Annotated in this window: 20 protein-coding genes; 9 read left to right on the forward strand and 11 right to left on the reverse strand. The window is 70.6% G+C overall.

All coding sequences use genetic code 11. The features are described 5' to 3' along the window. Positions 1–43 precede the first annotated feature (43 nt). Positions 44–1,555 carry a hypothetical protein gene (locus ASF28_RS13185; RefSeq protein WP_056093123.1) on the forward strand — a complete coding sequence of 504 codons (1,512 nt, stop codon included), beginning with the start codon at positions 44–46 and terminating at the stop codon, positions 1,553–1,555. A 121-nt stretch (positions 1,556–1,676) separates the two neighbouring features. Then, entirely contained in the window at positions 1,677–2,432 is a 756-nt protein-coding gene (gene fliP / locus ASF28_RS13190; RefSeq protein ID WP_056093126.1) for a flagellar type III secretion system pore protein FliP, read from the forward strand. Positions 2,433–2,435: 3 nt separating this feature from the next. Here the strand turns inward: fliP and ASF28_RS13195 are convergent, their stop codons facing one another. From ASF28_RS13195 to fliL, 7 genes are all read right to left on the reverse strand, one after another. Then, the gene (locus ASF28_RS13195; RefSeq protein ID WP_056094172.1) at positions 2,436–5,783 is read right to left on the reverse strand and encodes a hypothetical protein; all 3,348 of its coding nucleotides are present in this window, start codon (positions 5,781–5,783) and stop codon (positions 2,436–2,438) included. A 243-nt stretch (positions 5,784–6,026) separates the two neighbouring features. Next, entirely contained in the window at positions 6,027–6,428 is a 402-nt protein-coding gene (locus ASF28_RS13200) for a hypothetical protein (RefSeq protein ID WP_056093129.1), read from the reverse strand. 91 nt (positions 6,429–6,519) lie between these two features. Next, the gene (locus ASF28_RS13205) at positions 6,520–7,215 is read right to left on the reverse strand and encodes an invasion associated locus B family protein (RefSeq protein ID WP_056093132.1); all 696 of its coding nucleotides are present in this window, start codon (positions 7,213–7,215) and stop codon (positions 6,520–6,522) included. 154 nt (positions 7,216–7,369) lie between these two features. Next, positions 7,370–8,215: a MotE family protein gene (locus ASF28_RS13210; protein WP_056093133.1), complete on the reverse strand. Its 846-nt coding sequence runs from the start codon at positions 8,213–8,215 to the stop codon at positions 7,370–7,372. Continuing rightward, entirely contained in the window at positions 8,212–8,742 is a 531-nt protein-coding gene (locus ASF28_RS13215; RefSeq protein ID WP_056093137.1) for a DUF6468 domain-containing protein, read from the reverse strand. The genes ASF28_RS13210 and ASF28_RS13215 overlap by 4 nt, the downstream gene beginning before the upstream one ends. A 5-nt stretch (positions 8,743–8,747) precedes the next feature. Continuing rightward, a complete protein-coding gene (gene fliM / locus ASF28_RS13220; protein WP_056093140.1) occupies positions 8,748–9,953 on the reverse strand; it encodes a flagellar motor switch protein FliM in 1,206 nt (401 codons plus the stop codon). Between the two features lie 39 nt (positions 9,954–9,992). Beyond that, positions 9,993–10,490, reverse strand: coding sequence for a flagellar basal body-associated protein FliL (fliL, locus tag ASF28_RS13225; RefSeq protein WP_056093142.1), 498 nt, complete (start codon positions 10,488–10,490; stop codon positions 9,993–9,995). Between the two features lie 272 nt (positions 10,491–10,762). Here fliL and flgF point away from each other — a divergent pair, with 272 nt between their 5' ends. From flgF to flgH, 4 genes are read left to right on the forward strand one after another with little or no spacing between them, the layout of a single operon-like run. Beyond that, on the forward strand, positions 10,763–11,503 hold the full coding sequence (gene flgF, locus ASF28_RS13230; protein ID WP_056094175.1) for a flagellar basal-body rod protein FlgF: 741 nt from the start codon (positions 10,763–10,765) through the stop codon (positions 11,501–11,503). A 12-nt stretch (positions 11,504–11,515) separates the two neighbouring features. Beyond that, complete coding sequence (gene flgG / locus ASF28_RS13235; RefSeq protein ID WP_056093146.1) at positions 11,516–12,307, forward strand: flagellar basal-body rod protein FlgG; 792 nt, start codon at positions 11,516–11,518, stop codon at positions 12,305–12,307. A gap of 17 nt (positions 12,308–12,324) precedes the next feature. Then, positions 12,325–13,377: a flagellar basal body P-ring formation chaperone FlgA gene (flgA, locus tag ASF28_RS13240; RefSeq protein WP_056093148.1), complete on the forward strand. Its 1,053-nt coding sequence runs from the start codon at positions 12,325–12,327 to the stop codon at positions 13,375–13,377. A 35-nt stretch (positions 13,378–13,412) separates the two neighbouring features. After that, positions 13,413–14,159, forward strand: coding sequence for a flagellar basal body L-ring protein FlgH (gene flgH / locus ASF28_RS13245; protein WP_056094178.1), 747 nt, complete (start codon positions 13,413–13,415; stop codon positions 14,157–14,159). Between the two features lie 72 nt (positions 14,160–14,231). Here the strand turns inward: flgH and ASF28_RS23000 are convergent, their stop codons facing one another. The 3 genes from ASF28_RS23000 to ASF28_RS13255 form a co-directional block, all read right to left on the reverse strand. Continuing rightward, positions 14,232–14,408, reverse strand: a complete 177-nt coding sequence (locus tag ASF28_RS23000) for a hypothetical protein (protein ID WP_187273062.1) — start codon at positions 14,406–14,408, stop codon at positions 14,232–14,234. A 213-nt stretch (positions 14,409–14,621) separates the two neighbouring features. Beyond that, entirely contained in the window at positions 14,622–15,041 is a 420-nt protein-coding gene (gene dksA, locus ASF28_RS13250) for an RNA polymerase-binding protein DksA (RefSeq protein WP_056093152.1), read from the reverse strand. Positions 15,042–15,235: 194 nt separating this feature from the next. Continuing rightward, entirely contained in the window at positions 15,236–16,600 is a 1,365-nt protein-coding gene (locus ASF28_RS13255) for an MBOAT family O-acyltransferase (protein ID WP_056093155.1), read from the reverse strand. A gap of 364 nt (positions 16,601–16,964) precedes the next feature. Between ASF28_RS13255 and ASF28_RS13260 the strand changes: the two genes are divergently transcribed. Together ASF28_RS13260 and ASF28_RS13265 are read left to right on the forward strand one after the other, a co-directional pair. Next, positions 16,965–17,198, forward strand: coding sequence for a DUF2171 domain-containing protein (locus tag ASF28_RS13260; protein ID WP_056094181.1), 234 nt, complete (start codon positions 16,965–16,967; stop codon positions 17,196–17,198). Positions 17,199–17,370: 172 nt separating this feature from the next. Next, positions 17,371–17,982 carry a YciE/YciF ferroxidase family protein gene (locus ASF28_RS13265; RefSeq protein ID WP_082476546.1) on the forward strand — a complete coding sequence of 204 codons (612 nt, stop codon included), beginning with the start codon at positions 17,371–17,373 and terminating at the stop codon, positions 17,980–17,982. Positions 17,983–18,077: 95 nt separating this feature from the next. On the opposite strand, the gene ASF28_RS13270 is transcribed toward ASF28_RS13265, so the two are convergent. Further along, complete coding sequence (locus ASF28_RS13270; RefSeq protein ID WP_056093158.1) at positions 18,078–18,503, reverse strand: flagellar assembly protein FliX; 426 nt, start codon at positions 18,501–18,503, stop codon at positions 18,078–18,080. 317 nt (positions 18,504–18,820) lie between these two features. On the opposite strand from ASF28_RS13270, the gene ASF28_RS13275 reads away from it, so the two are divergent. Next, a complete protein-coding gene (locus tag ASF28_RS13275; protein ID WP_244475005.1) occupies positions 18,821–19,984 on the forward strand; it encodes a flagellar basal body P-ring protein FlgI in 1,164 nt (387 codons plus the stop codon). The last annotated feature ends 11 nt before the right edge of the window (positions 19,985–19,995 follow it).

Genomic DNA, 19,995 nt, shown 5'->3' on the forward strand with positions numbered 1-19,995 from the left:
GTTGCGTCGGGCCGGTGGCCCCTAAAAGCGAGAGACCCCGGTCTTGCCTTCGTTCTTCAGTTCAGACGGTTCCTCGACGATCCAGTTCGCGATCATCTTCCTCGTCATCTTCGCGGTGCTGGCGGCCGTGGTGTTCGCCTTCCGCCGCCTGACCGGACGGGGCCACGTCCTGTCCTCGAAGCTCGGGGCCCGCGGCCGCCAGCCGCGCCTCGGGATCGTCGACATCTACGAGCTCGACCGGCAGCGCCAGCTCATCCTGCTGCGCCGGGACAACGTCGAGCACCTGCTCCTCGTCGGCGGCCCCAACGACGTCGTCATCGAGCGCAACATCTCGCGCGGCGTCGGCGCCCGCCTCGGCACCGACGAGGCGGCCCGGCCGGAGCCCGAGGCGGAGCCGGCCGAATCCCTCGAGCCGCCGCGGTTCCAGCCGGCCTTCGAGCCCGCCTTCGAGATGCCCGTGGTGGTGGCCCCGCCCCTGCCCGGCTCGACGACGCGGCCGGCGAGCGTCGGCCGGCGCCTCGACCTGTCCGGGCCCGATGGCGATCGGACCGACCCGGTGCGGGCCCCCGACCCCCTGGAGATCTACGAGCCGCAGCCGGACTTCGAGGCGACGCGCGACTTCGCCGCCGCCCGGTCGTCCCACGCGCCGGTGCCCCCGCGCCCGCCGGCCGAGCCCGCCGCGCCGTCGCGCCCGGCCCGGCGCCTGCCGCCGTCCCTGGCCAACCTCGTCCCCGGCGCAGCCAAGCGCGCCCGCGCCGCCGAGGAAGCCTCGGCGCCGGAGGCCCCGCCGGAGCCCCGCCCCGAGGCGGCGCCCATCACCGCTTCCCCGGTTCCGGGATTTCCGGCTCGGGAGGCCACGGTCCGACCGCTGGCGGACCCTGTGGCCGCGCCGGCGCGCAGCTTCGACGCCGCGATCCTGTCCGACATGGCCCGCCAGCTCGAAGAGGCGGTGCGCCGTCCGTCGTCGGCGGTGATGCCGGCCCGCCCCGCCCCGGCCGAGACCCCGCCGCCCGAGCCGACCGCGACGGCCCCCGTCGCCCCCTCGGCCGCCCCCGTGCCGACCCCGCCGCCGGCCTCGCTGGCCGAGACGGCCCCGCAACCCGAGGTCGCTCCGGTCGCCGAGGTGGCGACCGCCGAACCGGCGTTCGTCGAGCCCCCGGTCCCGACCGCCGTTCCGGAGGAGCCGGCGCCCGCCGCCTCTCAGGTCGATTCGCAGGCCGACTCGCAGGCGGACTCTCATGTCGATCACCAGGTCGATCCCATGGCCGCCGCCATGGCGGCGACGGCGGAGGAGCCCGGCCCCGACCCGGTCCCGGCCGACGACCTGTTCGAGGCGGACCGTTCCACCCCCCCGGTGGACCGTTCCATGAACCAAGCGGACCGGTCCGCGCCTGCACCGGACGGACCGGCGCCCGACGTCGCGATTCCGGCGCCGCCCGACCCGGCGCCGGCCCGTCCGGCCCGACCGAACCCGGCGCCCAATCCGTTCTCCGTCGAGGAGATCGAGGCCGAGTTCGCCCGCCTCCTCGGCCGGCCCCTCGACAAGAAGAACTGACCCGAGGCCCTCGGCTCCGGACATATCCCCGGCCATCACGCCGACAGGTTTCCGGCGGAAGACGGTTCGCCCTGGAGCATCGCCCCACCCGATTCTCCAGGCTATCCCCGTCGGAAACCAGATGATTCGTCCTCCGCTCCGCCTCCCGCGCCTCGCCGCTCGTGCGATCCTCGCGGCCCTCGGCCTGACCCTGGCGGCGGGCGGGGCCGCGGCCCAGAGCCTGTCCGTCGATCTCGGGGCCGGCGGCGTCACGGAGCGGGCGCTGCAGCTCGTCGCGCTCATCACGGTCCTGGCGCTGGCGCCCTCCGTCCTCGTGATGGCGACCTCGTTCACCCGGATCGTGGTGGTGTTCTCGATCCTGCGCTCGGCCCTCGGCACCCAGAGCGCGCCGCCCAACGCCGTCGTCACGAGCCTCGCCCTGTTCCTCACGGCCTTCGTCATGGCCCCCGTCGGACGGGAGGCCTACCGCACCGGGATCGAGCCCCTCATCGCCGGCCAGATCACCCAGAGCGTCGCCTTCGAGCGCGCCTCGGCCCCGTTCAAGGCGTTCATGCTGAAGAACGTCCGCGAGAAAGATCTCAAGCTTTTCCTCGACATGGCCAAGGTGCCCACCCCCTCGGGGCCGGAAGCCATCGGCCTGGAGATCGTCACCCCGGCCTTCATGATCTCGGAGCTGCGCCGGGCCTTCGAGATCGGGTTCCTGCTGTTCATCCCCTTCCTGATCATCGACCTCGTGGTGGCCTCGATCCTCATGGCGGTGGGCATGATGATGGTGCCGCCCGCCACCGTGGCCCTGCCGTTCAAGCTGATCTTCTTCGTCCTCGTCGACGGCTGGACCCTGGTGGCCGGCTCCCTGGTGCAGAGCTACGGCACCTGAGCCTCAGCCGGGCGGCGTCGCCGGGCCGCCCTCCGCGTCGGCCCGGGTCTCGCCGTCGCGCCCGGCCCGCTCGGGCACGGCGCTGTCGGGATAGCGCTTGCGGTACTCCGTGAGGAACGAGCGCAGGGTCTCGGCGCTGGTGGCCTTCTGGGCGATCTCGCGGAATCCCGTGGTGCGCACGGCGTTGGGCTGGGTCAGGAGCGCGAAGGTGCGGGCGTCGACGCCCTCGGCCATGGGATTCGCGAACTTCGCCCGAAGGCGTTCCAGGCTGAGGGTCTCTTTCGCCAGGCCATACGCGATGGCGGCGCGCAGGACGTCCGTGCGGGCGGTGTCGTCCAGGGGCACGCGCTGGCGCCAGGCATCGCCCACCAGGGTCTCGTGCGCCTCGCCGGCCTCGCGCCAGCGCCGCCCGGTCCACAGGATGTCGGCCCGCAGGCGCGCAGCGTCGGCGCCGGGCTCGCCGTCGATGGTCTCCAGGGCGAGGTCCGTCCGCGAGAGGTCGGAGAGGGCGCGGGCCCGCAGGAGCGCGCGGGCGCGGCGCAGGTCCTCGGGCAGTTCGGGCAGGTAGGTCGCGTCGAGGACCTGGAGCGCGGCGAGCGGCTTCTCGTCCATGAGCCGGATGGTGGCCAGACGCGCGGCCACCTCGGCGCGGGCCGGCCCGGTCAGGCGGCGATCCACCTGATGCTGCAGGAGATCGCCGGCGGAATCGAGCAGGTCGATTTTCACGAGGCGGTCCGACAGGCGACGGACGATCTCGTCACCGCGTCGGTCGATGGGCGCGAAATCCTTGAAGTCGAAGTACAGCGCCAGGGCCTCGACACCGGACAGGTTCGCGCCGCGCTCGCCGAGGTAGAGCTCCTCGAACAGCGCCATGGCCGAATCGTGCAGGGCGCGGGCGATGGGCGACTGACCGCGCAGGACATCGGCCCGGCGCGCGGCGGTGAAGGCCTGGCGCCAGCGGCCGGCGTCCCTGTACAGGTTGGCGAGGGCCGCGATGGCCCGCGTCTCGATCTCGTCGCCGTGCCAGGTGAGCGCCAGGGCCTCGATGCGATCGATGGTCTCGGCGAGGGGCAGTTTTCCCGACGCATGGCCGAGGATCGCCGCCCGCAGGGCGGCATCGGCGGCTACGGGACCCCTGCCCGCCTCGGTGAGGCGCCGGTAGCTCTCCTGGGCGGCGACGGTCCGGCCCGTCACTTCATCGATGCGGGCGCGGAGCAGCAGGAGCCGGTCGCGCTCGGAGGCTTCGGGCGAGCGCGCACCCGCCAGGGTGAGGTGGCGGCTCGCCGAATCCCAGTCGCCGGCCTCGATGGCCGCCTCCGCCGCGGCGCTGCGCAGGAGGACCTGGAGGTCGTCTGGGTAACGCTCGAGGATACCGGACGTCTCGCGGAACGCGGCGTCCGCCTTGCCCCACCGCCCGGCCAGGGTGTCGAGGTACCCTTGCCACAGGCGTACCTCGGGATCGGATTTGAGGCCGTCGCCGTCGAGGATGTGCCGCGCTTCGGCGGTGTGCCCCATTCGGGCGGCGGCGATGGCGACGAGGAGGGCCACGTCGCGCTGCGCGGCGAGGACGGGGTCCTCGGCCACGGCCACCTTGAGAACGCCGTAGGCCTCGACGGTCAGACCATTGGCGAGGAAGCCCTTGGCCAGGGTCAGGCGCAGGGGCCCGCGCGCGACGCTGGAGGCCTCCGTGACGGCTTCGAGCTGACGGCGCAGGAGATCACGCACGTCGCCGCGGCGGGACGCTTCCCAGGGCGCGCGCTCGACGGCGAGGTCGCCGATGCCGGCAAGCGGCACGTCCACGGCGCGCGCGACGCCGGAGACCGCCATGCCGGCGTCGCGCCCGATGGCGACGCCGTCGATATCGGGCCGCACGAGCAGATCGTCGGCCCGTGCGAGGACGGCGACGCCCTGGCGGCTCGGCAGCAGTTCGAAATCGACGAATGTCTGCCGTTTGGGAATGCCGGCGGGCTTCGGGCCGTATCCGGTGACGACGGCGATGCGCTCGCCGTCGAGGTCGAGCCATGTCGCCCCGCCGGGGTTCGGCAGTTTCACGCCGACGCCGAGACGGCCGTTCGCTCCGGTCGTCCGGGTCGCCGACAGGGGCTCGCTCGCGGAGAGATCGGTCCCGGCCACCAGTTCCCAGCCCGTGGGGGCGTCGGCGGGGCCGGACGGCACGAGGTCGAGGAGGCGCTCGCGCGGCACGGGGAGGCGTATCGTGACGAAGCCGCCCGTCCGATCGGGGGACCCCAAGGGCGAGAGGACGGGATCGCCCGCCGGGATCGTGACGGATTCGGACGTCTCGAACACCAGGGTGGCGATTCCGGCCCGCTCGAACAGGGCCGCGGCCGGCATCTTCGTGAAGGGAAACACCAATCCGGGTCCGGCCGGGCGGATCACCACGGGATGCGACGCCGATGCCGGCGGTTTGACCGCCGCCGGTGCGATGGGCTTCGCCTCGGACTGGCCGGTCCCGGCCTCGCCCGCCGTCTTCCTGGCACCGTCGGGCGCGTCCGGAGCGCGCGCTTCGACCGGTTTGGTCTCGCTCGCCCTCGGCACCACGTCGAGGGTGGCACCGTCCGCGTCTCGGGCGGACCTGATCTCGTAGCCCTCGGCCGGGGTCACCAGGAGGCGCGCGCCGGTCGCGTCCTCCTCGACGGACAGGGCCGCGATGGCGGGCTTGAGGCGCCCGCGCGTGGCGGTGTCGTCGATCCGCCAGGCCCCGGGCAGGTCGAGTCGCGTGGCCGCGCCGTCGCGCTCGAATCGTGCGGTCGCGGATTCGGGTAGGCGCAGGCTGAGGCGTGCGAGGTTGGGGCGCAGGGCGAGTTCGAGGGAGAGGCGCGCGGGCTCGGGCGGCTTCGGCCGGGCGGCCCTCAGGGCAGCCTCGGCGGCCTGGGTTCGGGCGAACAACTCGGCCACCACCTCCGGCGGCAGCGGCGGCGGCAGCCCGGACCAATCGAGGGGCAGCAGATCGATGAAGGTGGTCTCGCCCGCACTCTGCACGTTGATGCGATACGGACGCTGCAGGGCGAGGCGCAGGCCCGTGCCATCGGGGTCGCGTCGGACCACCGAGACGTAGTCGGGCATCTGCGCGGCGAGCCGCTCGGCGAAGGCCGTGCTGCGCTCGGAGAAGGCGATGACGAGGACCGCCCCCGAGATGCGTGCCTTCACGGTCACGGCCGTGTCGAAGGTCAGGGTGATGCGGCCGTAGCGCTCGGCCTGGACCCCGGCGGCGGCCGTCAGGCGGGCCGCGGTGGCGGGACCGCACAGGACGAGCCCGGCGAGGATCGACGCTGCGGCGAGGCCGGCCCAGGGCCGACGCCGTCGAGTCGCGATACCGGCACCCAGACCCATCGAAGGATACGCCAAACCCGAGGGGCGCCCCGCCCGTTCGGCGAGCGAGGCACCTTACGCCACACAGTCCGGACATTGTCTTCGGTCTGGGCTAACGGGCGCTTAAGAGCCTGAACCCCCATCCGCTCGCTCGCCGCGGATGGAGTCTCGGCAGGTCGGCGCCGCCCCGAAGGACGATCGATGGCCGCCATCGCGACCCGATCGACGGGACGTCGTCCGCCTGCCGCTCTCGTCCGCGGGCCGCTAGGGTGCCGTGCGCTTGACGACGAGATTGGGAATCGTGGAGCCCGCGGCACCGAAATTGGTGTCGGCTCGGGCGCAGCTCCCGGGTGTATCCTTGGTGTAGACCTCCGTGTAGGCGCGCGAGCGCAGCAGCAGATCGCCCGCGGACAGATCCTCCAGGGTCACGCCAAGGCCGGCAACGACGTCCTTGAAGCGTGCGTAGTCGGGCTTGAGGTCCGGGCAGGCATTCTGAACGAAGTAGAGCAGGCCGGCGAGCTTTGCCGCGCTGTTGCGTTGGCGCTCGGCCTTCGTTTCGGGGGGGCGGGGCTCGGGAGCGGCGGCGGCGTCGGGCGGCGCGGTCTGGGCCAGGGCGGGCGCGGTCAGTGCGGCCACCAGCAGGCCGGCTGTCAGAAGTCTTCTCATCGGCGTTTCCTCACGGTTGGTCGTCGGTGCGGCGTCTTCGTTGATGGACGTTTCTTGGGACACGCCGCCGTTCGAGATCGGACTGCGGAACTCAGCCGGTCAGGGCGGCCGCGCGGGCGAGCGCCGGCCCGAAGCCGCCGAGTGGCACGGTGATGACCAGGGGCTCCTTCGCATCGGGTCTGGTGGCCGTCACGGTCAGGGCCTTCGCCGCCTTCATGGTGTCGGTGGCGAGGGTGGGGAAGCTGACGGGGACGATGCAGCCTTCCTGGCTGCAGCTCAGATAGGGCGCACCCTGCCCCAGGATCGCCTCGTCGAGCTTGAACTGGACGCCGCCCTCGATGTTGACGCCGAGCGGCATCAGGATCAGCCCTGCCGCCCGGCCCTCGGCCGGGGCGCGCAATTCGATGGCGAAGGAGCGGCGTCCATCGGTCTTCGAGCCCTGCGCCTGCATCAGGGTACAGGTGACCGGCCCGGCTCCCTCTCGCGCGCAGACCACGGTCCAGTCGCCGTAGACTTCGCTCACCGAACTGGCACCGACGGGCCAGACTGCCGCCGGGGCCGATGCCGGGGCCGGGGCCGCCGTCGTGGCGGCAGGCTTCGCCGCCGGCGCGGGCTTGGCGGCGGGAACGGGTTTCGGCCTGGGCTTCGGCTTCGGGGCCGCTTCTGCCGGCGCTTCCGGCTCAGCGGCGTCCTGGGCGAAGGTCGGCGCGATGGCGGCTGGCAGGAGGGTCAGGAGCAGGCCGAGCGCGGCGGCGGGGAGCGGTCGGAGCGGGCAGGGTAGCGGCAAGCGGGGCCTCCAGGGATATCTCGAGCATCGGAGACTCTCACGCGGCGCCCCACCCGCTGTCGATCGGGGGCGTCACACCTGATAACCTCTGAGCCTGCCGCCTAACCCCGACGCACCACGCGCGCAACCGTAAGGGTTTGCTGAGACTGGGTCGTCAGCGCTTCGGGTCGAGTCTGCCCGTGGATTCGATGGCCGGGAGCTCGTTGGGGCCGAGACCGGCGACCGACGGAGCCTGTGACGGCGGTTGGGTCCCGCGCGCGCGGTTCGCGAGGGCGATGGTGAGCTTCTCGGCGGGCTCCGACTGCATCAGCGCCAGGACCTCCGCCATCTTGCGCGGGTTCATGGCCAGGACGATGGGGACCAGCACCTCGAGGGTGAGGCGATCGAACACCCGTGCGGCGTCCTTGGGCTTCATCGTCTCGTACATGGTGACGATGTTCTTCAGGGCCGCCTTCTCGGCCTCGGCACGCTGATTGGCGCCCCCCTCGGCACTTCCCTCGCCCTGTTTGAGCGCATCGATGCCGGTCTCCAGCTTGCGCTCGGCGGTGCCGATGAGCTGCTCGCGCAGGTCGAGGGCGTCGCTGCGCTGCTTGAGGGTGTCGCGGCGGCCCGCCAAGCGCTCGAGGATCGCGCGCTCGGATGCGGGCATCGCCTCCGGCGGCGGAGGGGGGCGGAGTGCCGGCTTCTCGGGCTCGGGCGCCGGCTTCTCCGGCTCCTTCGCCGTGACCGAGCCGGTGGTGGCCGGATCGGACGGCTCGTAGCCCGTACGGGCCTTGGCCAGCACGCGGGCGAACTCCGGCAGGGGTGCGTCGGGCGCGGGTTTCGAATCCTCGATCGTGATCGCCGCGAGCTTCAGGACGAGAAGGCCGACGGCCGCGAGGGTGACGGCATCGATCAGACGCAGCTTGAGCGGGCGCGGTTGTGGAAGTCGCGCGCGCAGACCCGGCTTCCCGGTCTTCTTGGCCGGTCCCGGAAGCCGTGGGGAGACCGGACCGGTCATGCGGCCTTGCTCCGCAGGCGTTCGAGGGCCCGTTCGGACATGGCGAGCGCTGCAGCCGCGGCGGCTCCGAGGCGCTCGCCATTGGGGGTGCTCGGACCCTCCGGCGGGTTGCGGGCCTGGGGTTTTGCAGCCTGCGGGGCGCTATGGACGGGCCCGTCCGCGAGGCGCGGTGCCGGGCGGGCGACGCCGCCGTGAGCGCCGCCGGCCTGTGCGACGATGGCCGAAATCCGTCCGATCACGGCCTCGCCGGCCGTCACGTGGGCGGAGAGATCGGCGGCGTAACGCTCCGCGGTGGCGAGGCGGTCGGCGAGGGTCCGGTCGCATTCGTCGAGGGTGGCGCGCAGGCCTGCCACGGCGCGCTCCGCCGTGGCGCTGGCCACCACGAGGTCGCCGATGGTCTGGCGCATCCCCGCCTCGTCGGCCTTCATCCGGGAGATCCGCCGGCTCAGCCGCACGGATGAGACGATCGTGGCGACGAGCAGGATGGCGACGAGGATATCGGCGCCGAGGGTGGCGAGGAGACTCATGCGGCTCACCCGTCGTTGCGGTTGTTCATGGAGGCCTCGAAAGCCTGGAACGTGGTGCGGGACCGGCGCAGCGGCCGCGTCAGCTGCACGGCGATACTGTCGTCCACCCGGCCGATCCGCCCTTGAGTCAGGGCCCAGTCCCCGCAGCGGACGGAGATGAGGTCGGAGGGCTTGGTGTCGAACATCAGGGTGTCGCCCACCTTCAGGGACAGCACCTTCTTCAAGGGCAGCATCGTCTCGTGGAGTACGGCCTCCATGGTCGCGTCGGCCTGCCAGATCTCGGTGGCGAGGTGGCTCTCCCAGACGTGGTCGCGGCCGAGCTTCTCGCCCATGAAGCTCTGCATGAGCAGTTCACGGATCGGCTCGATGGTGGCGTAGGGGAACAGGATCTGGAGCAGGCCGCCGCGCCCGTCCATGTCGAGCTTGAGGCTGATCAGGATGGCGGCATTGGCCGGACGCGTGATCGTGGCGAAGCGCGGGTTGGTCTCGATCCGGTCGATGGCGAAGCGCACCGGCGAGAGCGGCTGGAACGACAGTTCGAGGTCGGAGAGGATGATCTCCACGAGGCGGCGGACGAGCTGCATCTCGATGGTGGTGAAGGGCCGCCCGTCGAGGCGCGTCGAGCTGCCGCCGCGCTTGCCGCCGAGCAGCAGGTCCATGGTCGAATAGGCGAGGTTCGATTCGACGGTGACGAGGCCTGAATTCTCCCAGGCATCGGCCCGGAACACGCCGAGCAGGGTCGGTAGGGGAATTGCGTTGAGGTAGTCGCCGAACCGCACCGACGTGATGTTGTCCAGCGTCACCTCGACGTTGTCCTGGAAGAAATTGCGCAGGCTTGTCGAGAGCAACCGGATCATCCGGTCGAAGACGATTTCCAGCATCGGCAGGCGTTCGTACTGGACGACGCCCGAATCGACGATGGCACGCACGCCGCCGGCCCCGGAGGCCGACAGCTCGCGTAAGGAGAAGCCGAGGACGCCGTCGATCTCGTCCTGGTTCAGGATGCGGTCGTTGCCGCTGAGCTCGGGAAGGTTGTCGGTCTCCCCGTCCTCGATCATCGTCGCCCATTCGGCGGCGACGTCGCTGGCGTGCGTGGTCGTACCCTGTTCGGCCAGGGCCGCGCCCCACTCGTCGGCGAGGGAGGAATCACCCCCGGCCTCGTTCTGCGCGATGAGGGCTGCGGCCCAGTCGTCCTCGTCGGCGTCGGCCATGGAAGTTCCGAATGCGGGTGTGAAAGGGGTCGGCGAGGGCTACTGGACGATGACGTCCTTGAAGAGCACCGCCTCGGCCCGGGCCGGGTGGATCGCGACGTTGACCCGCCGCAGGAGTTCCTCGCGCAGGCGGTAGAGGCCGGCGGAACCCGCCAGATCGCTGGCGCGCAATTCACGCATGTAGACCTGGAAGGCGTCCTCGATACGCGGCATCAGGGGCTTCACCTCCTGCTCCACCTTCGCGTCCTTGAGTTCGATGGAGATCTTGATCTTGGCGACGCGGGCCTTCTCCTGACCGGCTTCGCTCGACAGGTTGACCATCATTTCCCGCACGTCGAGGAACACGATGGGCGCCTTGACCTCGGCGACGGCCGGCGCGTGACCCTCACCGCCGGCTTTCTTCTTCATCAGGAAGACCCCGCCGCCGCCGAGCGCCAGGACGGCCACCGCCGCGATGATGATGAGCTTCTTCTTCGAGCCGGCCGGGGCCTCACCCTCTTCGCCCTCTACGGCAACCTTCTTGGGCTTCTTCGCCATCGATTCTGCCCTGACTGCGACGCCGTCGTCGGGTGCGATCGCCTCACCGCGATGCCCGTGCGATCGAGATATCGGCCGCGAGGGTTAACGCGCCGTTAAGGCGGCAAGAACTGCCGGGTCGGACTTGCCGCGCGGACCGGGCGTCGGCCGATGGTGCCGGTCGGATGTATCTTTAACCTACGGAAAAGACAAACGAAATTCCGGTTGCTCGGGGTGGCACGGCCTATGCGGATCTGTTCCCCAGTTACCGCTCGTCGCAGTTGGGTCGTGTCATGCAGAACGCAATGTTCGTGGGGGTCTCGAGCCAGGTCGCGCTTCAGCGCGAGCTGGAGGTGATCGCCAACAACATGGCCAACGTCTCCACCAACGGCTTCAAGGCGCGCAACTCGCGCTTCCAGGAATACCTGATGCCGGTGGCGAGCGCGGATTCGTTCCAGAAGCCGGATCGGCGCGTGTCCTACGTCATCGACCAGGGTACCGCCCTCGATCTCGGCCAGGGGCCCATCGAGCAGACCGGCAATCCCCTCCACATTGCGGTGCGGGGCGAGGCCTTCCTCGTCGTGCGGACGCCTTCGGGGGACCGCTACACCCGCAACGGCGCCTTCGAGACCGATGCGCAGGGCAACCTCGTCACCAGCGACGGCTACGCCGTGCAGGGCGATGGCGGCCCGATCCAGATCAGCCCGCAGGAGACCGGCATCGCCATCGGCCCCGACGGGACGGTCTCGACCAACCTCGGCATCCGCGGCCGGGTCCGGCTCGTGACCTTCGCCAACCCGCAGGCCCTCACCAACGAAGGCGCCAACCTCTACGCCTCCACCGCCGCGCCGACCCCGGCGGGTCTGGCCGGTCGCGTCGAGTCGGGCGCCCTGGAGCGCTCCAACGTCAAGCCGGTCATCGAGATGACCCGGCTGATGGACGTGAATCGCACCTACACCATGGTTTCCGGCGTGATCTCGCGCCTCGACGAGTTGCGCGGCACGGCGATCCGTCGCCTCGCCGACGTCGCTTAAGGATCAGCACCCATGCGCGCGCTCTACGCCGCCGCCACCGGCATGGCGGCCCAGGAACTCAACGTCCAGGTCATCTCCAACAACATCGCCAACCTTCGGACCACCGGCTACAAGCGCCAGCAGCCGCATTTCCAGGATCTGCTCTACCAGAACCTGCGCCGGGCCGGCTCCTCGACCTCGGACCAGAACACCCAGCTCCCGGCGGGCCTGGCCATCGGCTCGGGCGTCAAGACCACCTCGACGGCCCGGGTGATGTCGCAGGGCACGCTCACCTCGACGGAAAAGGACTACGACGTCGCCATCCGCGGCGAGGGCATGTTCCGCGTCACCATGCCGGACGGGCGCACGGCCTATACCCGCGACGGCTCGTTCGACCTGTCCGCGCAGGGCCAACTCGTCACCCGCGACGGCTACCTCGTCGATCCCGGCATCACGGTGCCGAACAACGCCACGTCCGTGACCATCAGCGCGCAGGGCGCGGTGCAGGCGACGGTGCCGGGACAGACGGCGCCGCAGGCCCTAGGGCAGTTCCAGTTGGCGCGCTTCGTCAACAAGGTCGGCCTCGAATCCATCGGCGACAACCTGTTCATCGAGACCGCCGCGTCGGGACCGGCCATTGCCGCGACGCCGGGGTCGGAGGGGTTCGGCAACCTGCAGCAGAGCTACCTCGAAGAGGCCAACGTCAATGCGGTCACCGAAATCTCGTCCCTGATCGCGGCCCAGCGCGCCTACGAGATGAATTCGAAGGTCGTCACCGCCGCCGACCAGATGATGTCCACCACCTCGCAGATGTTCCGCGGTTGATCGGGAGCGCTCCAGCCATGTACGCCCTGAGATGTGTTCACCCGACCATTCGACCCCGTGTCGCGCCGGTCAATCCGGCGATGGTCGTTCGCGCTCTACTCGCGCTCCTGGCGCTTGGACTTCTCACCCTGCCGGTGCTGGCGGAGGGGCCGGCGCAGCGCCTGCGCCTGCGCGGCGACGTCACGGCGCGCGGCGACGTGCTGACATTGGGCGATCTCGTGGAGGGTGCGAGCCCGGATCTCTCGGCGCGCCCGCTGTTCCGCGCGCCGTCACTCGGGGCCAGTGGAACGATCCAGGCCCGGCGCATCGCCGAGGCCGTAACGGCCCTCGGGCTCGGTGAGATCGAGACCGGCGGGCGCGTTCAGGTCGCGGTCCAGCGCGCGGCCCGGCGCGTCGCCCAGCCCGAGATCGAGGCCGCCCTGAAACGGTCCCTCGAGACGGCCTACGGACTCGACGGCCGCACCCTGGCGATCCGCCTCGACGGCGATGCCCCGGTGCTGCTCGCCCCCGTCGACCTCGACGGCCAGGCCACCGCCCTCGACCTCACCTACGATCCGCGCTCGCGGCGGCTCGCCGCCCTGGTGACGCTCGGCGAGCGCCAGGCGTCGCTCCGGGTCACCGGCCTCGTCATGGAGATTCGCGAGGTCGTCGTCCTCGGCCGGCAGCTCAATCGCGGCGAGGCCATCACCGCCGCCGACTTCACCCTCGAGCGCCGGCCCAGGGAAGCGGTCCCCACCGATGCCCGGACGGGTGCGGCAGACCTGCCCGGTCAGGTGGCGCAGCGGGCCTTGAGCACCGGCGCGATCCTGCGCGGCGGCGATGTCGCGCCCCCGGACCTCGTCCTGCGCGGCGAGGCCGTCACCATCGTGTTCGACGCACCCGGCCTCGCCCTGTCCCTGCGGGGGCAGGCCAACGAGAGCGGCCGCCTCGGCGCCACGATCACCGTGACCAATCCGGTCTCGAAGAAGGTGCTGCCCGCCACCGTCACCGGACCGGGCCGGGTCTCCGTCGGCCCGGCCCCCGCACCGGTCCAGCGGCAGGCCAACGCCGCCCTCGACGGCGCCCGGTGATCGCCATGGTCCACAACGCTTCCAGCACGGTCCCGATGACCCACCGCGTTCGCCCCGCCCTCGCCGTCGCGCTCCTGTGCACGGGCCTGGCCGCCTGCAACACCGCCGACCGGCTCTCGCAGATCGGCGCGACGCCGGCCCTGTCGGCCATCGAGGACCCGACGTCCCAGGCCGGCTACAAGCCCGTGCGCCTGCCGATGCCCGAGGTCCAGCCGGTCTCCTACGCGCCGAACTCCCTGTGGCGCACGGGATCGCGGGCGTTCTTCAAGGATCAGCGCGCGGCCCGCATCGGCGACCTCGTGACCGTGAAGGTCAACGTCACCGACAAGGCCAACCTCAACAACGAGACCAAGCGCTCGCGCTCCAACGCCGAGGGGTTCGGCCTGCCCAACGCCTTCGGCCTGGAGAAGAGCGCCGGCATCGCCGCCGCCGGCATCGCCGCCGACAAGCTCCTCAACGCCACCTCGACCACGTCGAGCGACGGCACCGGCTCGGTCCAGCGCAACGAGACCGTCACCACCAGCATCGCCGCCATCGTCACGCAGATCCTGCCCAACGGCAATCTCGTGGTGGAGGGCAAGCAGGAGATCCGCATCAACTTCGAGGTGCGCGAGCTCATCGTCGCCGGCGTGGTCCGGCCCGAGGACATCGAATCCGACAACACCATCGAGTCGTCCAAGATCGCCCAGGCCCGCATCGCCTACGGCGGAAGGGGCCAGATCACCGACGTCCAGCAGCCGCGCTACGGCCAGCAGATCGTGGACGTGCTGCTGCCGTTCTGAGGCGCTCGTCGGGACCGGCTCTCCAGTGCCGAGGGCGGAGCCGGTTTGCGGCCGGACGCTCCGCCGGGCTGCTCAGTGCTCCGTACCCGGACGGTTCGGGCGCGGGGCCTCGCCGTGATCCTTGACGAAGGCGGAGCGCTCGGGATCGTTCTTCTTCGCCGCGACGCGGGCGCGCTGCCACAGGGCGACGCCGATGACGAGGCCGAGGGTCACGACGGCGAGGACGAGGACGAGCACTTCATTGTTCATGGCGTTGTCTCCCGGACGATTCTGTTGTCGTCGGGAAGCCGGCTGGAAGTCCTAAGGTTCCACCGCCCCTGCGTCGGGCTTCGTCAAGTCACCGGATTGCGTCGAGGAAGTGATCGCGTTGCGCCCGATCAAAAGGGATCTCACGCAGCGCCAAGTGTTTGATGGGGACTGAATTCCGGCGCCGCGCCGCCTTCGGCCCTGTCCGACGAAAGCTCAATCGTCGCGGTAGACCCGCTCGCGGCGCTCGTGCCGTTCCTGGGCCTCCAGGGACAGGGTGGCGATGGGACGGGCGTCGAGGCGCTTCAGGGAGATCGGCTCGCCCGTCTCCTCGCAATAGCCGTAGGAGCGGTCCTCGATGCGGGCCAGGGCGGCGTCGATCTTGCCGGTGAGCTTGCGCTGGCGGTCGCGGGCGCGCAGCTCGATGGCGCGGTCGGTCTCCGACGAGGCGCGATCGGCGAGATCGGGATGGTTCTCGTTCTCGCTCTGGAGGGCGACGAGGGTGTCCTGCGCCTCGCGCAAGATGTCGGATTTCCAACCCAAGAGTTTCCGGCGGAAGTACTCGCGCTGCCGATCATTCATGAAAGGCTCGCTCTCGCTCGGTACGTAGCCGTCCTCGAGTGTGATCTTCGCCATTCGCGCCCCTCGCAAGTCCGTCGCGGTCAGTCTGCGGCGATATTTTGCGTGGCTATAATGCAGGGAACGGTCCACGACAACGCGGGGATACCACAGGGAGGCAGGATCGTAACAGATGGAGCGTGCGCTGCGGCAAACACGCAACGGCTGTAGGGCGTGCCGGCGCCTCCCGGCCAAGGGTCCGGGCGGTCGGATCAGAACTGAAAGTAGATGAAGGCGTAGTTCGCGTCCTCGCCGATCCGCAGCAGCAGGGCGACGAACAGCAGGCCGAAGCCAAGGGCCGCGAGGCGGCCGGGCGGCGTGCGCTGCACGACGGTCCAGGCCGTGGGGCCGAGGCAGGCGAGGGCCGCCGCCGGCGCCAGGGTGCGCCAGGACAGCCCGGTGCCCAGGGGCGCCTGTCCGACGAGACCGCCGAGGATCCGGAGCGCCGTCGGGAGATCGGGGGCGCGGAACAGCACCCAGGTCACGGCGACGAAGCCGAAGGTGAGGCACCAGCCGAGGGCCGCCGGCATGGCGAGCCCCGCCCGCCGCCACAGCAGGCCGAGGCCGAGGCCGAGGCCATGGGCGGCGCCCCAGGCCACGAAGGTGAGGCCGGCGCCGTGCCACAGGCCGCCAAGGGTCATGGTGGCGCCGAGGGCGAGGAGCTGGCGGGCGAGGCCGCGGCGGTTGCCGCCCAAGGGAACGTAGAGGTAGTCGCGCAGGAAGCGCGACAGGGTCATGTGCCAGCGCCGCCAGAACTCCCGCAGGGAGGTGGCCCGATACGGACGGTCGAAGTTCGGCGGCAGGACGATCCCGAACATCAGGCCGAGCCCCAGGGCCATGTCGGTGTAGCCGGAGAAGTCGAAGTAGATCTGGAAGGTGAAGCCGAGCGCCGCCTGCCAGGCCTGTGCCACGGTCACGGTGGCGCCGGACGCCGCCAGTTCGAAGACCGGATTGACGATCCCCGCGAGGGGATCGCCGAAGAACACCTTCTTCGTCAGCCCGAGGCAGAGCAGCATCAGCCCCTGCCCGACGCGCTCGGGCGCGACGGGCGCGCGCTCGGCGAACTGGTGCATCACCTCGCGCCAGCGCACGAGGGGCCCGGCGAGCACCTGCGGGAAGAACGCGATGTAGAGGGCATAGGCCCTGAGGCCGAAGGCGGGGGCCCGGCCGGCCCGGAGGTCGGCGAGATACATGCAGTGGTGGAAGGTGAAGAACGAGATGCCGAGCGGCAGGGCGAGGCCGGCATGGCCGAGGTCCACCCCGGGAATCCAGGCGACGAGGTCGGCGAGGAAATCAAGGTACTTGAAGACCGCCAGGGCCGCGAGGTTCAGCGCGATGGCGAGGGGGATCAGACCGTGCGGGCGCTTCCGGAGATAGGCCCGGGCGACCAGCCAGTTCGCCAGGATGGACACGGCCAGCAACGGGACGAAGCGCGGGTCCCACCATCCGTAGAACACGAACGACAGGAGAAGCAGGCAGTCGGGCCGCGCGGCCGGGCGCCACCGCAGCACCACGGCGTGGAGCCCGAGGGCGACGGGCAGGAAGCCCAGCAGGAAGACGATGGAGTTGAACAGCATGTGCGCCGGCCCACGGGTGCGACGGATCGCAGCCCGTCCGCGTGTCCGGGTTCAGGGATGGTGCGGCTTGTCGGGGATCGACGCGGGGGCGTCAACGGCAGGCCCCGCCGGGATCTCGTTTCAAGCCCCGCCGGGGTCCCGTTTCAAGCCCCGCCGGGGATCTCGTTTCAGGCCCCGCCCAGGATGCCGATTCAGGTCGGGCCGGGATCTTGTTCAAGCCTGCCGGACACATCGGTTCAAGCCCCGCCGGGGAACGCGGCCATGCCGTCCTGCGACAGAATCCGCCCATCCCCCGTCATCCGCCGGCGGCCAGGAACCATGCCCGATGGGCCACGTTGGGCTCGGCTGAAACAGAGTGGTGATCATGAGCACCGAAGACATTCGCGAGCACATGCCCGTCATCGGATCGGATGATGTCCACGTCGGAACCGTCGATCATCTTGAGGGACAGCGTATCAAGATGACGAAGACTGACGAAGATGCGGGCGGTAAGCACCATTATCTTCACATCGATTCCATCGCATCGGTCGCGGACGGGCGCATCACGCTCAATCGCACGGCGGCGCAGGCCAAGGACGAGTGGGCCACGGCCGACTGAGTTTCCCTCGTCTTTCGGTGATACGCACGAAGGATCGCACTGATCTATAAAACTCGGTAGCAAGCTTGTGTCTTGTCGTGCTCTGGTGCGACGAGCCGGCATTCCCTTCGCCGGAGGGCAGGTCAGATCCGGCGCCGCAATCCATCGCTCCAACCTCAGAGAGACCGAACCCATGGCCGCCAAGCAGAAGACCCTCGCGGACGCCTTCTACGAGACCCTGAAGGACGTGTACTACGCCGAGAAGCAGTCCGTCCGCGCCCTCAAGAAGTCCGCCAAGGCTGCGGAGAACGACGAGCTGCGCCAGGCCTTCACCGCGCATGCGGAAGAGAGCGCCCATCAGGTCGAGCGGCTCGGCCAGGTGTTCGAGATCATCGGCAAGCCGGCCCGTTCCAAGACCTGCGAGGCGATGCAGGGCATCACCTCGGAGATGGAAGAGGATCTTGAGGATTTCGGCGACAGCCCTGCCGCCGACGCCGTGCTCATCGGCTGCGCCCAGGCGGTGGAGCATTACGAGATCGCCCGCTACGGCACCCTGAAGACCTGGGCGCGCCAGCTCGGCCACGAGGACGCGGCGAAGCTCCTCGAAGAGACCCTCGAGGAGGAGAAGAAGACCGACGCGCTCCTGAGCGAGATCGCCGAGCGGATCAACACGGAGGGCTCGGAGACGGATGCGGCCGACGGCGACGCGCCGCGCGGCAAGGCGGCGAAGGGCAAGGCCAAGGCCGACGAGGCCGATGACCTGGAAGAGCCGGCCAAGGGCACGAAGGCGAAGACCAAGGGCTGATCCTCGGTTCGCAGCACGACGAGACGCGGCTTCAGGCCCTACCCGATCCGCGAGGATCGGGTAGGGCCTTCGTGTGTCTGCGGGCGTCGCGGGTTTCAGGCGGCGCGGGAGGCCGAAAGCTTGGCGAGCTCCACCGCCGCCCGCAATTCGATGTCGGCGATGAGGCCGTCGAGGCGGGGGTCGCCGCTGTCGCCGCTCCGCTGCGACAGGCGCCCGGCGATGGCCTGGAGGTCCCGGGTCGAGACCCGGCCCATGATGAGGGAGGCCTTCAGGCGGTCGAGGCCGTCGAGGAGGTCGTGACCGCGCCGGGTCGCACGGCGGCGGCGCTCCTCGGGCGTGTCGGCGTTGGTCTGGAGGGTGAGGATGGCGTCGAGGCCGGCCAGCGACGCGGCCGGTGTCGCGGCGGCGCTCGTGGTCGTGGCCGGGGCCTGTCCGAGGGCGAAGGCCGGGCCCCCTTCCGGGCGGCGCGGCGCGGCGGCCGCACCCGTGGGCGCCGCGGCGAAGCGGGGGTCGATGCGCATGGTGGGACGACCGTTCCGAACCCGCGCGGCCCCTCCATCCGCCCCGGACCCGCGCGGCACCGGAGGGCGGCCGATCCGGTCCCCGCGAAGCGGGAACCCAGGATCGGTGCGAGACGGCAGAATCCGGCCGGGATGGTTAAACATCCGTGAACATCCCGGCAGAACCTGCCGGGTCGACACGGAGCGTGCCGGGTCGGATCGATGGCGTGCGCCGCAGGGCCTGGAATAATTCGTTCAATTCCAAGGGTTTACAGAAACCCCATGGTTGGCACGCTCCTGGCACGTTGGGGGAACTCGACCCCTCATCGAAGCGCACCATGCGAATTCAGATGCCCTCCTCGACGTTTCGGCCTGCCTGGCGGTCGCCTCGCCGCCTGGCCCGGTGCCTCCTGGCCCTGGCCTGCGTCCTGACGCTGGCGGTCCCGGAGCGGGCCTTCGCCCTGTCGCGGGTGAAGGACATGGCGAGCATCGAGGGCGTGCGCCAGAACCAGCTCGTCGGCTACGGCATCGTGGTGGGCCTCAACGGCACCGGCGATACCCTGAACAACATCCCGTTCACCAAGCAGTCGCTCCAGGCCATGCTGGAGCGCCTCGGCGTCAACACCCGCGGCGCCACCATGCGGACCCAGAATCTGGCCGCCGTGATGGTGACGGCGAGCCTGCCGCCCTTCGCCACGCAGGGCAACCGCATCGACATCACCGTGTCGTCGCTCGGCGACGCCAAATCCCTCCAGGGCGGGACCCTGCTGGTGACGCCCCTGCTCGGCGCCGACGGCGAGGTCTACGCCCTGGCCCAGGGGTCGGTGGCCATCGCGGGCTTCTCGGCCGAGGGCGACGCCGCCAAGATCACCCGCGGCGTGCCCACCAACGGGCGCGTGCCCAACGGGGCGATGATCGAGCGCGAGATGGCGTTCAAGATGAACGACATGCGCTCCCTGCGCCTGTCCCTGCGCAACCCCGACTTCACGACCTCGAAGCGGATCGCGGCCGCCATCAACGACTTCATGGGCGCCGACACCGCCGAGCCGACGGACCCCGCCACCGTCACCCTGCAGATCCCGCCGAAGTACAACGGCAACATGATCCGCCTCGTCACCGAGATCGAGCAGCTCAAGGTCGAGCCCGACCAGACCGCGCGGGTCATCGTCGACGAGCGCTCGGGCATCATCGTCATGGGCCGGGACGTCCGGGTCTCCACGGTGGCCATCGCGCAGGGCAACCTGACCGTGACCATCACCGAGCAGCCGCAGGTGAGCCAGCCCGCCCCCTTCTCCAACGGCCAGACCACGGTGGTGCCGCGCACCGGCGTGAAGGTCGATACCGGCGAGGGCAACAAGCTCGCCCTGGTCAAGGAGGGCGTGACCCTGCGCGAGCTCGTCGACGGGCTCAACGCCCTGGGCGTCGGGCCCCGCGACCTCATCTCGATCCTCCAGGCGATCAAGGCCTCGGGCGCCCTCCAGGCCGATATCGAGGTGATGTGATGCTCCCCCCC

This window comes from Methylobacterium sp. Leaf99 (assembly GCF_001422375.1).
GTDB lineage: Bacteria > Pseudomonadota > Alphaproteobacteria > Rhizobiales > Beijerinckiaceae > Methylobacterium.